The 13,964-nt window shown below is 70.7% G+C and carries 11 protein-coding genes and 1 pseudogene; 4 read left to right on the forward strand and 8 right to left on the reverse strand.

Features of this window, described 5'->3' with window-relative positions:
- Positions 1-4 precede the first annotated feature (4 nt).
- Positions 5-1,120, reverse strand: a complete 1,116-nt coding sequence (locus E4P42_RS20070) for an MBL fold metallo-hydrolase (protein ID WP_135127832.1) — start codon at positions 1,118-1,120, stop codon at positions 5-7.
- Between the two features lies 1 nt (position 1,121).
- Positions 1,122-1,856, reverse strand: a complete 735-nt coding sequence (locus E4P42_RS20075) for an enoyl-CoA hydratase (RefSeq protein WP_135127833.1) — start codon at positions 1,854-1,856, stop codon at positions 1,122-1,124.
- Positions 1,857-1,882: 26 nt separating this feature from the next.
- Here E4P42_RS20075 and E4P42_RS20080 point away from each other — a divergent pair, with 26 nt between their 5' ends.
- Complete coding sequence (locus E4P42_RS20080; protein ID WP_135127834.1) at positions 1,883-3,352, forward strand: carboxyl transferase domain-containing protein; 1,470 nt, start codon at positions 1,883-1,885, stop codon at positions 3,350-3,352.
- A gap of 4 nt (positions 3,353-3,356) precedes the next feature.
- Here E4P42_RS20080 and E4P42_RS20085 read toward each other — a convergent pair whose 3' ends face one another.
- The 3 genes from E4P42_RS20085 to E4P42_RS20095 all read right to left on the reverse strand — a co-directional run bounded on the left by E4P42_RS20085 (position 3,357) and on the right by E4P42_RS20095 (position 5,579).
- Positions 3,357-3,605 carry a hypothetical protein gene (locus tag E4P42_RS20085; RefSeq protein WP_135127835.1) on the reverse strand — a complete coding sequence of 83 codons (249 nt, stop codon included), beginning with the start codon at positions 3,603-3,605 and terminating at the stop codon, positions 3,357-3,359.
- Positions 3,605-3,817, reverse strand: a complete 213-nt coding sequence (locus tag E4P42_RS20090) for a DUF3072 domain-containing protein (protein ID WP_135127836.1) — start codon at positions 3,815-3,817, stop codon at positions 3,605-3,607. Before E4P42_RS20090 ends, E4P42_RS20085 begins: the two co-directional genes overlap by 1 nt.
- 61 nt (positions 3,818-3,878) lie before the next feature.
- On the reverse strand, positions 3,879-5,579 hold the full coding sequence (locus tag E4P42_RS20095; protein WP_135127837.1) for an AMP-binding protein: 1,701 nt from the start codon (positions 5,577-5,579) through the stop codon (positions 3,879-3,881).
- 7 nt (positions 5,580-5,586) lie between these two features.
- Between E4P42_RS20095 and E4P42_RS20100 the strand changes: the two genes are divergently transcribed.
- Genes E4P42_RS20100 through E4P42_RS20110 form a run of 3 tightly spaced genes read left to right on the forward strand, consistent with a single transcriptional unit; the run spans position 5,587 to position 9,013 of the window.
- Positions 5,587-6,474 (forward strand): LuxR C-terminal-related transcriptional regulator, encoded by an 888-nt coding sequence (locus E4P42_RS20100; protein ID WP_135127838.1) that lies wholly within the window; start codon positions 5,587-5,589, stop codon positions 6,472-6,474.
- A 25-nt stretch (positions 6,475-6,499) separates the two neighbouring features.
- The gene (locus tag E4P42_RS20105) at positions 6,500-7,636 is read left to right on the forward strand and encodes an epoxide hydrolase family protein (protein ID WP_167759556.1); all 1,137 of its coding nucleotides are present in this window, start codon (positions 6,500-6,502) and stop codon (positions 7,634-7,636) included.
- Positions 7,637-9,013 carry an NAD(P)-binding protein gene (locus E4P42_RS20110; protein WP_135127840.1) on the forward strand — a complete coding sequence of 459 codons (1,377 nt, stop codon included), beginning with the start codon at positions 7,637-7,639 and terminating at the stop codon, positions 9,011-9,013.
- A 121-nt stretch (positions 9,014-9,134) separates the two neighbouring features.
- Here E4P42_RS20110 and E4P42_RS20115 read toward each other — a convergent pair.
- The 3 genes and pseudogenes from E4P42_RS20115 to E4P42_RS20125 form a co-directional block, all read right to left on the reverse strand.
- Positions 9,135-10,014, reverse strand: a pseudogene (locus E4P42_RS20115) (hypothetical protein).
- Between the two features lie 200 nt (positions 10,015-10,214).
- Positions 10,215-12,041 carry an ABC transporter ATP-binding protein gene (locus E4P42_RS20120; RefSeq protein WP_135127841.1) on the reverse strand — a complete coding sequence of 609 codons (1,827 nt, stop codon included), beginning with the start codon at positions 12,039-12,041 and terminating at the stop codon, positions 10,215-10,217.
- Entirely contained in the window at positions 12,038-13,963 is a 1,926-nt protein-coding gene (locus tag E4P42_RS20125; protein ID WP_135127842.1) for an ABC transporter ATP-binding protein, read from the reverse strand. The genes E4P42_RS20120 and E4P42_RS20125 overlap by 4 nt, the downstream gene beginning before the upstream one ends.
- Position 13,964: the final 1 nt, after the last annotated feature.

Below are 13,964 nucleotides of genomic sequence, written 5' to 3' on the forward strand. Positions count from 1 at the left end.
CCGCTCAGAGCTGCCACCACGGGTCGATCGTGTGTGACGTCTCCCGGTCGGCGCGCTGCCCGGGTTTGGGCACCACCGCGGCCACGCCTTCGGCGTCCGCGGCGGCCAGCAGCCGCTCCACCGGTTCGGACCACGGGTGCGGCGCCAGCCGGAACGTCGCCCAGTGGATCGGCAGCAGTGTGCCCGCGCCCCGGTCGGTCATGTCGAGGTGGGCGCGCACCGCCTCCTCGGGGTTCATGTGGATGTCCGGCCACGCCGGATGGTAGGCGCCGATCGGCATCAGGGTCAGGTCGAACGGCCCGTGCTCCGCACCGATCCGGCTGAAGCTGTCCGTGTAGCCGGTGTCGCCGCCGAAGAACACGCGGTGGCGGGGACCGGTGATCGCCCACGACGACCACAGCGTGGTGTTGCGGGTGAACAACCGCCCGGAGAAGTGCCGGGCCGGAGTGCAGGTCAGTGTCAGGTCCCCGAGGCGGTGGCTCTCGTTCCAGTCCAGTTCGACGATCCGTGCCTCGGGGATGCCCCACTTGCGCAGGTGGGCGCCGACCCCGAGCGGGACGCAGAACGGCGCCCACTGGGTGCGGGCCAGGCCCAGGATCGTGTCCATGTCGAGGTGGTCGTAGTGGTCGTGGCTGATCAGCACCGCGTCGACGGCGGGCAGCCCCTCCAGCGGCACCGGCATGTCATGCATCCGCTCCGGTCCGACCGTGCGCGACGGCGAGCACCGCCTGCTCCAGATCGGATCGGTCAGGACCCGGTAGCCGTCCACCTCCACCAGCACGGTGGAGTGGCCCTGCCAGGAGGCAGCCAGATCGGCAGGCGCGCCGGCCGGTGCGGGGGTCAGCACCGGGATCGGCCGGCCCGGTCGGCCGCGGTCGTTGCCGATGACGAGCTCGCGCATCAGCATCCGGCGCTGTTCGGCGTCCAGGCTCATCGTCGCCGACGGTTCCAGGTTGACGAACGCCCCGTCCCGGAACTGCGGTGAGCGGGCGGCCACCGCGTTGATCTCGGCGGGCGTCGCGCCCAGCGACGCCGGCGTGCCCTGCAGCGCGCGCAGCACCCAGCCGCCGGCCAGCAGGGAGGCCGTCCCGAATCCGAACCGCAGCGCCGCCTGGATCACCTCAGGCCCCCTGGAACCTCGGCGGGCGCTTCTCGATGCGCGCGACCTGCGCCTCGATGATGTCCTGGCTGGCCCACGCGCGGTCGAACAGCGCCTGGTGCTCCGGCCACGGATCCTCGTAGGCGCCGTCATCGTTGAGCACCCGTTTGGCGTGCTGCAGCGCCAGCGGCGCGAATCCGGCGATCTCCTGCGCCCAGGCCTGCGCGTCGGCCGGCGTGCCGATGCGGTTGGCCATCCCGGTCTGCAGCGCGACGTCGGCGGTCAGCCGTTCGGCGGCCATCAGCATGCCGCGCGCGCGGCCGGCGCCGACCAGCGAGGTGAGCCGGCGGATGCTCCAGTTGTCCAGCGCGATCCCGTATTTCGCGACGGGGAACTGGAAGTAGGCCTCGGGCGCCACGACCCGCAGGTCGCAGATCATCGACAGGATCACCCCGGCGCCGATCGCCGGGCCGTTGATCGCGCCGATCACCGGGACCGGCGCCTTGTCGATCGCGAAGTTCAGCGCCCGCGCCTTGTCGGGGAGTTCGTCGGCGACGCCCTGACCGCCGGACAGGTCGGCGCCCGAGCTGAACACGTGGCCCGCTCCGGTGAGCACGATGGCGCGGACGTCTTCGGTGGCGGCCTTCTCGATCGCGTCCTTCAGGGCGTCGACGAGCTCGACGTTGAGCGCATTGCGTCGTTCGGCCCGCTGCATCTCCAGGGTGAGAACGTGGCCGTCGCGGGTCACACCAATCATGGCGCCAGCCTATATAGCCTCGTGAGGTGAGCCGGATCGGTGCCCTAGCCCTACGCGACGCCGTGCTGGACGAGGGGTCGTTCCGCAGCTGGGACGGGCCTCCGCTGGATGTCGGCGCTGACGCCGCCTACCGGCGCGACCTGGCCGCCGCAGCCGAGAAGACGGGGCTCGACGAATCGGTGGTCACCGGTGAGGGCACCGTGTTCGGCCGCCGGGTGGCGGTGCTGGCGTGCGAGTTCGACTTCCTGGCCGGATCGATCGGCGTCGCGGCGGCCGAACGGCTCACCGCGGCCGTGCAGCGGGCCACCGCCGAGCGGCTGCCGCTGCTGGCGTCGCCGAGTTCGGGCGGCACCCGCATGCAGGAGGGCACCGTCGCGTTCCTGCAGATGGTCAAGATCGCCGCGGCGGTCGAACTGCACCGCCGCGCCCACCTGCCGTACCTGGTGTACCTGCGGCACCCGACCACCGGTGGCGTGTTCGCGTCGTGGGGGTCGCTCGGGCACGTCACCGCCGCCGAACCGGGCGCGCTGATCGGGTTCCTCGGGCCACGGGTCTACGAGCACCTCTACGGCGAGCCGTTCCCGGCCGGGGTGCAGACCGCGGAGAACCTGCACCGACACGGCGTCATCGACGCGGTGGTGCCGCTGGAACTGCTGCGCGCCACGCTGCACCGGACCCTCGAGGTGGTCACCGACCCGCCCACCGAACCGCCGGCACTCCCGCCCGCCGAACCGGTCCCCGACGTGCCGGCGTGGGAGTCGGTCGAGGCGTCGCGCCGCCCGGACCGGCCCGGCGTCGGGTACCTCCTGCGGCACGGCACCACGCACCGGGTGCTGCTCTCGGCGACCGGCAGCCACTCGGCCACGCTGCTGGCGCTGGCCCGGTTCGGCGGTCAGCCCGCGGTGGTGGTCGGCCAGCAGCGGGTGGGCGGCGGCCTGATCGGGCCCGCGGCACTCCGCGAGGCCCGCCGCGGCATGGCGCTGGCCGCCGGGCTGCGGCTGCCGCTGGTGCTGGTCATCGACACCGCCGGGCCCGCGCTGACCGTGGACGCCGAACAGGGCGGACTCGCCGGAGAGATCGCGTGCTGCCTGGCCGAACTGGTCACGCTCGACACTCCGACGGTCTCGGTGCTGCTGGGCCAGGGCTCCGGCGGTCCCGCGCTGGCGATGGTGCCGGCCGACCGCGTGCTGGCCGCGCTGCACGGCTGGCTGGCACCGCTGCCGCCCGAGGGCGCCAGCGCGATCGTCCACCGCGACCTCGACCACGCCCCCGAACTGGCCGCGGCGCAGGGCGTGCGGTCGGCCGATCTGCTGCGCCACGGCATCGTCGACGCGGTCGTCGGCGAACGTCCCGACGCGGCCGACGAACCGCTAGAGTTCACCCGCCGGATGTCGGCCACCATCGCCCACGAACTGCACGCGCTGCGGGACATGCCCGCCGACGCCCGGCTGCCGCGCCGGCTGGAGCGCTACCGCCGCATCGGGCTGCCGGACTGAGCGTCTAGCCCCCGAGTTCGTCGACCGCGGTGTTCAGCGCGGCCGCCTGCTCCTCGAGTTCGCGGTCGGACAGCGTCGCCCCGCCGGTCCGCTTGACCAGTTCGTCGCGCGAGATCACCTCGAGCGCGCCCTGATAGCGGTCCGACCGCAGCTCCCCCTCGGTGACCACCTCGGCACGGCCCTCGATCAGCACGAGAGTCGCCTCCCCGTCGGTGTCGAGCAGGCGGCGCACATGGTCGGCGTCGATCGTCATCACTGCCCCCGTCCGGTCTGATCCTGCAGCCGGTCGATCATCTCCGAGGCCTGCGCCTTGGTCAGGTTCTCGGGGGCCTCCTCGCCGGCCTCCTGCGCCAGCGTGTTGAGGTAGCTGCGCTGCGGGCCGGTCATCGGCTCGTCGCCGGTGGCCCAGTCCGACGGGTCTTTCTGCGGGTTCTCCTGCGGTGCAACCCCGGGGTTCTCACTCATGACCTCCCTATGCCCGCTCCGCACCCCATCTATGCGCGCGGTCGAACATTCGTGCGATGCGTCACGGCACCAGATCCTCATAGCGGTACTCGGTCGCGATCGGGCTGCCGGCGCCGTGGGCGTCATCCTCCCGGCGGCGCAGTTCCACCCGGCGGATCTTGCCGCTGATCGTCTTGGGCAACTCGTAGAACTCGATGCGACGGACCTTGAGGTACGGCGCGAGATGGTCGCGGGCGTACTCCATGATCGCCTTCGCGGTGTCCGCAGTCGGCGCCCAGCCGTCGGCCAGCGCGATGTAGGCCTTCGGCACCGACAGCCGCGTGTCGTCGGGCTGGGGCACGACCGCGGCCTCCACCACCGCCGGGTGTTCGATCAGCACGCTCTCCAGCTCGAACGGGGACACCTTGTAGTCCGACGACTTGAACACGTCGTCGGTGCGGCCGATGTAGGTGATGTAGCCGTCGGCGTCGCGCCGCGCGACGTCGCCGGTGTGGTAGACCCCGCCCTCGGTCACCGCGGCGTTGCGCTCCGCGTCGCCGAGGTAGCCGGTCATCAGGTTCACCGGCCGCCGGCTCAGGTCCAGGCAGATCTCGCCCTCGTCGGCGGGCTGCCCGGTCAGCGGGTCGATCAGCACCACCGGCACACCCGGCATCGGCCGCCCCATCGAGCCCGCCTTCACCGGCTGGCCCGGGGTGTTGCCGATCTGCAGCGTGGTCTCGGTCTGGCCGAACCCGTCGCGGATCGTCAGCCCCCACGCCTTCTCCACCCGCGCGATCACGTCCGGGTTGAGCGGCTCACCGGCGCCGAGCACCTCTCGCAGCCCGCTCGGGCGCGCGCCGAGGTCGGCCTGGATCAGCATCCGCCACACCGTCGGCGGCGCGCAGAACGTGTTCACCCCGGCGCGGTCGAGCTGGTGCAGCAGCGCGGCCGCGTCGAAGCGGCGGTAGTTGTAGACGAAGATCGTCGCCTCGGCGATCCACGGCGCGAAGAAGCAGCTCCACGCATGCTTGGCCCAGCCCGGCGAGCTGATGGCCAGGTGCACGTCGCCCGGCCGCACCCCGATCCACGCCATCGTCGACAGATGCCCCACCGGGTAGCTCACCTGCGAGTGCTCGACCAGCTTGGGCCGGCTGGTGGTGCCGGAGGTGAAGTAGACCAGCATGGTGTCGTCGACCGTGGTGCGGGCGCTGAATGGACCGGCCGACACGACGTCGTAGGCGTCGGCGTAGCTGTGCCAGCCCGCGACCGCGCCGCCGACCACGATGCGGGTGAAGTCCCCGGCCACGTCGTCGAACTTCGCGGTGTCGGCGGCGTTGGCGATCACCACCGCGGCGCCGCCGCGGGTGATGCGGTCGGCGAGGTCGGCGGGACCCAGCGCGCCGGTCGTCGGCATGATGACCGCACCCAGCTTGGCGATCGCGAGCATCGCTTCCCACAGCTCGACCTGATTGCCGAGCATGAGGATCACCCGGTCGCCCTTGCCGACGCCGCGCCGCTGCAGCCACGTCGCCACCCGGTCGGAGCGGTCGGCCATCTGGGCGAACGTCACGCGCTCCTCGTCACCGTCCTCCTCGACGATCCACAGCGCGAGCCGGTCGGCGGTGGCCGGGTCGCGGGCGATCACGTCGAACCAGTCGGTCGCCCAGTTGAAGGTGCCGGTCAGCCGCGGCCACGTGAAGGTCTCGACCGCCCGGTCGTAGTCGCCGATCGCCTCGACGAGCTGGTCGCGGGCGTTGCGGTAGACATCGGTGTTGCTCGCCATGCCCGATATGCTCCACATCACAACCGGCCGTGCGCTACCCCCGAAGGAGGGTGTTCCCGTGGGTCCGTCGCTGCTGCGACCACGCGACGCCGACGCGCTGCGCGCAGAGCTGCGGACCGTGGCGGCCACGACCGCACTGCCGGTCGCGTTCGGCGGCGAGGTGCACGACGACACCCTGGTGCTCAGCGAGTTCATCGGCACCCGCACCGCCGGGCTGCGCGGGCTCGCGGTCCGTCCCCGGTCCGGCCTGGGCGGCGCCACGCTGATCGCGGGCCGGCCACTGTCGGTGGCCGACTACCGGCGCGCCGTCACCATCACCCACGACTACGACGGACCCGTGCTCGGCGAGGGCATCCAGTCGGTGCTGGCCGTGCCGGTGGTCGTCGGGGGGCGGGCGCGCGCGGTGCTCTACGGCGCGCACCGGTCGGCCGCGCCGATCGCCGACCGAACCGCGGACCTGATGGTCGCCGCCGCGCACCGCCTCGCCGTCGAACTACGGGTGCGCGACGAGGTGGACCGCCGGCTGCGGCTGCGCGACGCGCAGGCGGCCAACACCGGCGGCGTCCCCGGCGTCGAGGACATCCGTGACGTGCACGCCGAGCTGCGCGCCCTGGCCGCCCGGTCGCCGCAGGGCGCGCGGCTGCGCTCGCTGGCCGACCGGCTGGCCCGCGCGCTGGACGACGCCCCCGCTGCGGCCGACTCCCCGCTGACCCGGCGCGAACTCGACGTGCTGGCCCAGGTCGCGCTCGGCTGCAGCAATGCCGAAGCGGCGCAACGGCTTTCGCTGGGCGCCGAGACGGTGAAGAGCTACCTGCGCAGCGCGGCCGCCAAGCTGGGCACCCGCGGTCGCCACGAGTCGGTGTCGAAGGCCCGGCTGCTGCGCCTGCTGCCCTGAACCCGGGCGTGCGAGGATCGCAGACGTGTCCGCGCTCACGCCGTTCCGCATCTCCGTGCCCGACGCCGACCTCGCCGACCTGACCTCCCGGTTGGCGCGCACCCGGTGGCCGGAACCCGAATGCGTCGACGACTGGAGCCAGGGCATCCCGCTGGCCTACACCCGCGAACTCGCCGACTACTGGGCGTCCGCGTACGACTGGCGGGCCCGCGAGGCGAGGCTCAACCGGTTCGACCAGTTCACCACCGAGATCGACGGCCTCGACATCCACTTCATCCATCACCGGTCCCCGCACGCGGACGCCTTTCCGCTGATCATCACCCACGGGTGGCCCGGCTCGATCGTCGAGTTCAGCAAGGTGATCGAACCGCTGGCCGAGGCGGGTTACGACGTGGTGTGCCCGTCGCTGCCCGGCTACGGCTTCTCCGGGAAGCCGACCTCCACCGGGTGGGGCATCGGCCGCATCGCCGCGGCGTGGGACGAGCTGATGGTGCGGCTCGGCTATGACCGCTACGGCGCGCAGGGCGGTGACTGGGGCGGGGCGGTCACCACGCAGATCGGCCGCAACGCCGGGCGCCGGAGCCGCTCCGGCGGCGACATGAGCGGATGCGTCGGCATCCACGTCAACATGCCGATCGGCGGGCCGCCCAAGGAGCTGACCGACCCCAGCGAGGAGGAGCGCGCCGCGCTGGCCAGCATGGAGTACTACCGCCACTGGGATTCCGGCTACTTCAAACAGCAGGCCACCCGGCCGCAGACGGTGGGCTACGGGCTGGTCGACTCGCCGGTCGGTCAGCTGGCCTGGATCGTCGAGAAGTTCTGGTCGTGGACCGACTGCGACGGTCACCCGGAGAACGTGCTGACCAAGGACGAAATGCTCGACAACGTGATGTTGTACTGGGCCACCGGTTCGGCGGCGTCCTCGGCGCGGCTGTACTGGGAGAGCGCCGCGAGCGGGTTCGGCGGCGGGGACCCGGTCACGCTGCCGACCGGGATCGCGTCGTTCCCGAAGGAGATCGGCCGGCCACCTCGGTCCTGGTGCGAACCGCACTACCGCATCACCCGCTGGACCGACATGCCGCGCGGCGGGCACTTCGCCGCGTTCGAACAGCCCGAACTGTTCGTCGACGACGTCACCGCGTTCTTCGCGACGGTGCGCTGAGTGCGGTCCCTGCAGGCCGACTACCTCGTGGTGGGGGCGGGCGCCATGGGGATGGCGTTCGCCGACGCGCTGATCGCCGAGTCCGATGCGACCGTTGTGATCGTCGACCGCAACCACGCGCCGGGCGGACACTGGACGACCGCGTATCCCTATGTGCGGCTGCACCAGCCGTCGGCGTACTACGGCGTCAACTCGCGGGAACTGGGCAGCGGCGCCATCGACGAGCACGGCTTCAACGCGGGGTTCTACGAACTGGCCGGCGGCGCCGAGGTGTGTGCGTACTACGACGGGGTGATGCGCCAACAGCTGCTGCCGTCGCGACGGGTGACCTACCTGCCGATGAGCGAGTACCTGGGCGACGGCCGGATCCGCACCTACACCGGTGACGAGATCCCGATCAACGCCAGCCGTGTCGTCACCAGCCACGTCGAGATCATCGTGCCGTCGATGCGCACGCCGTCCTACGCGGTGGCACCCGGTGTCGACTGTGTGCCGCCCAACGACCTGCCGCGCCTGCGCGAGGGGCGGGAGCACTACGTCATCGTCGGTGCGGGTAAGACCGCGATGGACGCGTGCCTATGGCTGCTACGGCACGGCGTCGCGCCGGGGGGACTCACGTGGATCAAACCGCGCGAGTCGTGGGTGCTCGACCGGGCGGCGATCCAGCCGGGTAAGCAGTTCGCCAAGCGTGCGCTGGCGGACTACTCCAGTCAGCTCGCCGCGGTGCGGGAGGCGGAGTCGCTGGCCGATCTGTTCGTGCGGCTGGAAGAGAAGGGCTGCCTGCAGCGCGTCGACACCTCCGTCGACCCGACGATGTACCGGTGCGCGATCCTGTCGCAAACGGAGCTGGTGGAGTTGCGGCGCATCGGAGACGTCGTGCGGCTGGGGCGGGTGCAGTCGGTCGAGCCCGGGCGGATCACGCTGGACGACGGGACCGTCGACGTCCCCGAGTCCGCCGTGTACATCGATTGCACCGCAGACGGTTTGGGTCGCAAACCGCCGACGACGGTCTTCAGCGGCGACCACATCACGCTGCAGACCGTGCGCACCTGCCAGCCCGCGTTCAGTGCGGCGGTGATCGGGCACGTGGAGGCCGCCTACAACGACGACGAGACCCGGAATTCGCTGTGCCGACCGGTGCCCTATCCGTACGAGCCGGCCGATTGGCTGCGCATGATGTTGATCTTCAACCGCAATCAGTTGGCGTGGTTCGCCGACCCGGAGATGATGGCCTGGGTGGACGCCTCGCGACTCAACGCTCTGCACCACCTCTCGGCCGGGATCAGCCCGCGGGCGATGGAGCGGGTGGTCTCGATGATGAGGTCGCAGCTGCCCGCGATCGACGACAAGATCGAGGCGCTGCTCGCCGGGGCGTGAGAAGGTGGTGCTGCGTTCGCGGGGTCCCGTCGTCGCCCGGCCCGCGGGGTCACCTCGCCAGGTACCGTCGTCGCGAGACTGAATCCACGCAGCCAAAGTGCGAGAAGCGGCCTGCGCAGTTTCAGTCTCGCGTCACTCCACGCCGCCGCCAGGCCTCGGCCACGCGTGCGACGATGTCGGCCTCGCCGTCCTCGGCGATCACGCGCACCAGAATCCAGCCGATGGCTTCCAGGCGACGTTGTTTGCGCTGGTCCATGACGTACCGTCGGCGATTCGTCTGGTGATACTCACCGTCGTACTCGACGGCGATCTGCAGATGACGCCACCCCATGTCAGCGACGCCGATCAGGCCGCGCTCGTCGTACACCGGTATCTGCGTCTCGGGCTTGGGAAACCCGTTATCTATCAGTAAGAGTCGAAGCCATGTCTCCTTCGGCGAAGCGGCGCCCCCGTCGACCAATGGCAGGCGGTTCTCAACGCCTTCACCCCACGGGCCGATGGATAGCGGTCCACCAGCGACCAGACGTCATCGGCGGACAGGGAGCGGCGGGCCCAGGTCAGGGCATCCAACCGGGCGACCGCCTCATCCCGGCCGAGGCGCCGCCCGAGGTCGAAAGCCGTTCGCGCACAGGTCGTCACCGGCAGCCGGCCGAAATGCTCCACCTCGTCACGGGCCAACGTGTCGTTACGGACGACGAGCCCGGCCGGCGGATGCTCGTTCTTCCAGATCAGCTCGACGGGAACGTCGTCGGCAATCCACGGCGCCCCCAGCATCGCCGCCGCGGATAGGCCGCCGATGACAGCGCGTCGTCCCGACCACAGCCATCCGCCGTGAATGCGGTCCTTCAGCGTCAACACCATGTCCTTGGCGATGTACACGTCCGGGTAGATGCGACGATGCCAGCGCGACAGCTCGTGACGCGTCACCGCGCCGCTGGCCAGTGCCTCCGTACCGATGAAGATCCTCCCCATGGCCGGATGCTGGCACTGGCCACCGACATCCGGCCGCGAGACTGAACCCGCGCAGCGAAAGTGCGAGTGAAGGCCGGCGTGGCTTCAGTCTCGGCACTCGATGAACCAGGATCAGCGGCGACGGCCCGCGAGACTGAACTGGCGCAGCGAAAGTGCGAGTGAAGGCCGGCGTGGCTTCAGTCTCGGCACGAGGTGACGAGCGTGCGGCGCGTCGCGACGCATCGAAGCCTCACGCCAGCGACTTCTCCCACGCCTCGTGCAGCGCGGCGTAGCGGCCGCCGTCGCGGCCGATCAGTTCCGCCGGCGACCCGTCCTCGACGATGCGGCCGTGTTCGAGGACCAGCACCCGGTCGGCGATCGAAAGCGTCGACAGCCGGTGGGCGATGACCAGCGCGGTCCGGTCGGCCAGCACCGTCTCCAGCGCCCGCTGGACCATCCGCTCGCTCGGAATGTCCAGCGACGACGTCGCCTCGTCGAGGATCAGCACCGCCGGGTCGGCGAGGAACGCCCGCGCGAACGCGATCAGCTGCCGCTGCCCCGCCGACAACCGGCCACCGCGTTTGGCGACGTCGGTGTCGAATCCCTCGGGCAGTCCGTCGATGAACCGGTCGGCACCGACGGCGGCCGCCGCCGCGCGCACCTCCTCGTCGCTCGCCTCGGGCTTGCCGAACCGGATGTTGTCGGCGATGGTGCCTTCGAACATGAAGTTCTCCTGCGTCACCATCACCACATGGCGGCGCAACTCGCTCTGCGACAGCCGGCGCAGATCCGTCCCGTCGAGCGTCACCGCACCCGATATCGGGTCGTAGAACCGGGCGATCAGCTTGGCGATCGTCGTCTTGCCCGCACCGGTGGTGCCGACCAGCGCGATGGTCTGCCCCGCCGGCACCTCCAGCTCGAGATGCGGCAGCACCGGCCGGTCCGGCGAGTAGCCGAACGTGACGTCGTGGAAAGCGATCTCGCCGCGCACCGACTCCAGCCGCACCGGGTCGGCGGGGTCGGCGATGCCCGGCTTCTCGGCCAGCACGCCGGCCAGCTTCTCCAGCGCTGAGGACGCCGACTGGAAGGTGTTGAAGAACTGCGAGATCTCCTGCATCGGTTCGAAGAACATCCGCAGGTAGAGCAGGAACGCGGTCAGCGTGCCGATCGTCATCTCGCCCTGCAGCACCCGGTAGCCACCGTAGAGAAGCACCACCCCGGTGGTGATGTTGCCGACCAGCTTCACCCCGGGCATGAAGATCGCCAGCAGCCGGAACGTCCGCTCGTTGATCTCGCGGTACTGGTCGGCGATGTCTTCGAAGATCTCCTGGTTACGCGGTTCGCGGCGGTAGGCCTGCACGGCCTTGATGCCGGTCATCGTCTCGACGAACTGCACGATCACCAGCGCGGCGCTCTCCCGCACCTTGCGGTACGTCTTCGCCGACTCGGTGCGGAACCACCACACCAGCGCCACCAGGATCGGGAACGCCGCCAGGCACATCAGCCCGAGCTTCACGTCGAGCGTCACCAGCAGGATGGCCGTGCCGACCAGCGTGAGCACCGCGGTGATCAGGCTGTCGAAGCCGGTCTCCAACATGTCCTGGATCGCCTCGACGTCGTTGGTCGAGCGGCTCACCACCCGGCCCGACGTATAGCGGTCGTGGAACGCGATGTCGAGGCGCTGGAAATGCCGGAACACGCGGCGGCGCAACTCGAGCAGCACCTTCTGCCCGACGCGGCCCGACCGGCGCAGAAAGAACATCCGGCTGCCCGCCTGCACCAGCACCACCGCGCACAGCGCGCCGACGATCAGCATCAGCTCCCGCGCCGGGCCGCCGTCGAGCAGCGGCGGGATGCCGTGGTCGATGCCGCGCTGCACGAGCAGCGGCACCGACAGCCGGGCGGCGTTCTCCACCACCACGACGAGCGCGAGGAGGAACACCGTCAACCGGTACGGCCGCAGCAGCGAGCCCAGCAGGGCCCGCGCCTCACGGCGACGGGGCAGGCTCTCGTCGATCGGCAGGTCGTCGTCCCGGGTCTCGTTGAGACGCCCGCGCCATTCGGCCTCCGCGGTCATCGCCGCTCCGCCTCGGTCATCGCGAACGGCGGCTCGGTACACGCCTCGTCGGCGGCCTCACGCTCCCGGTAGGCGTGTTCGAGCCGTTCGCGCTCGTCGTCTTCTGCCCATGCGGGCACGGATTCGGCGCGGTCGTCGAGTTCGTCGTCGGCGGCCAGCAGATACCGGTACTGCGGGACGCCGGCCAGCAGCTGGGCGTGGGTGCCCACGTGGGTGATGGAACCCGAATCGAGCAGCGCCACCTTGTCGGCCAGCAGCACCGTCGACGCCCGGTGGGCGACGACGATGCCGGTCACGTGGTGCAGCACGCGGCGCAGCGCCTCCTCGACGACCGCCTCGGTGTGCACGTCCAGCGCCGACATCGTGTCGTCGAGCACCAGGATCTTCGGGGCGGCGAGGATCGCCCGGGCCAGCGACAACCGCTGCCGCTGCCCGCCGGACAGGCTCATGCCCTGCTCCCCGATGCGGGTGTCCAGGCCGAACGGCAGGTCGTGGACGAACTGCGCGGCAGCCACCTCGATGGCTTCGGCCATCTGCGCGTCCGTCGCGTCCGGACGGCCGAGCCGGAGGTTCTCCGCGACCGACATCGAGAACAGCGTGGGGTCCTCGAATGCCGTCGCGACCGCCTCCCGCAGCGCGGGCAGCGACAGGTCCCGGATGTCGACGCCGTCGATGCGGATCGAGCCCTCGGTCACGTCGTAGAGCCGCGACAGCAGCGCCGCCAGCACCGACTTCCCCGATCCGGTGGCGCCGACCAGCGCGACCGTCTCCCCCGGCTCCACGGCCAGGTTCACACCGCGCAGGGCCCAGGTCTCGCTGTCGGGAAACCGGAAGCCCACGTCGACGAGTTCGAGCCGGCCGCCGCGCGGGGTCTCGGTGCGCGGGCCGTCGGTGATCTCGCGCGGGGCGTCGAAGATCTCGGCGATGCGGTTGGCCGCGGTGAACGACTCCTGCGTCATCGACAGCAGAAAGCCCAGCGACGCGATCGGCCACACCAGCGACAGCATCATCGTGATGAACGCGACCAGCGTGCCCAGCGTGACGTAGCCGTGGCCGGCGGCGTACGCGCCGAACCCGAGCACCACGATCAGCGTCAGGTTCGGGATCACCTCGAGCAGCGTCCAGAACTTCGCCGACACGGACACCCGGGCGACCTGGGTGTCGTAGAGATCGGTGAGTTGCCGGTCGAACCGGTCGTAGACGTAGTCCTCCCGGCCGAACGACTTCACCACCCGCAGCCCCAGCGCCGACTCCTCGACGTGGGTGGCGACGTGGCCGGACTGGTCCTGGGCCAGCCGCGACAGCCGCGTGTACTCGCGCTGGAAGTGCAGCACGGTCAACGTGATCGGGACGATCGACACCAGCACGACCACGCCCAGCGGCCAGTACATCGACAGCAGGATCGCGGTGACGACGACGATCTGCAGGCCGTTGAGGATCAGGAACACCAGTCCGAACGACATGAACCGACGGATGGTCGACAGGTCGTTCATCACCCGCGACAGCAACTGCCCGGACTGCCAGCGGCCGTGGAAGCTCATCGGCAGGATCTGCAACCGCGCGTAGAGGTCCTTGCGGATATCGGCCTCGACGCCCATGGTCGCGCGCGAGACCAGCCAGCGCCGGATGAACCACAGCACCGCCTCGGTGATGCCGACGCCCATCGCCGCCGCGCCGAGCAGCCACAACCCCTGCTGGTCCTGGTGGCGCACCGGACCGTCGATGACGGCCTTGGTCATCAGCGGGATGGAGATCGTGGCGCCGAGGCTGGCGATCGCGACCACGATCATCGAGATCCAGCGCATCCGGTACGGCATCAGGTACGGCAGCAGCCGCCACAGATCCGACCCAGCGCGGGGCCGCGCCCGCGCCGAAGCGATCGCGGGCGCCGAACGCAGGGCGCGAGAGTCGGATTCGTTCACT

Origin of the sequence: Mycobacterium sp. PS03-16, from assembly GCF_004570325.1 — a bacterium.
Taxonomy (GTDB): Bacteria; Actinomycetota; Actinomycetes; order Mycobacteriales; family Mycobacteriaceae; genus Mycobacterium.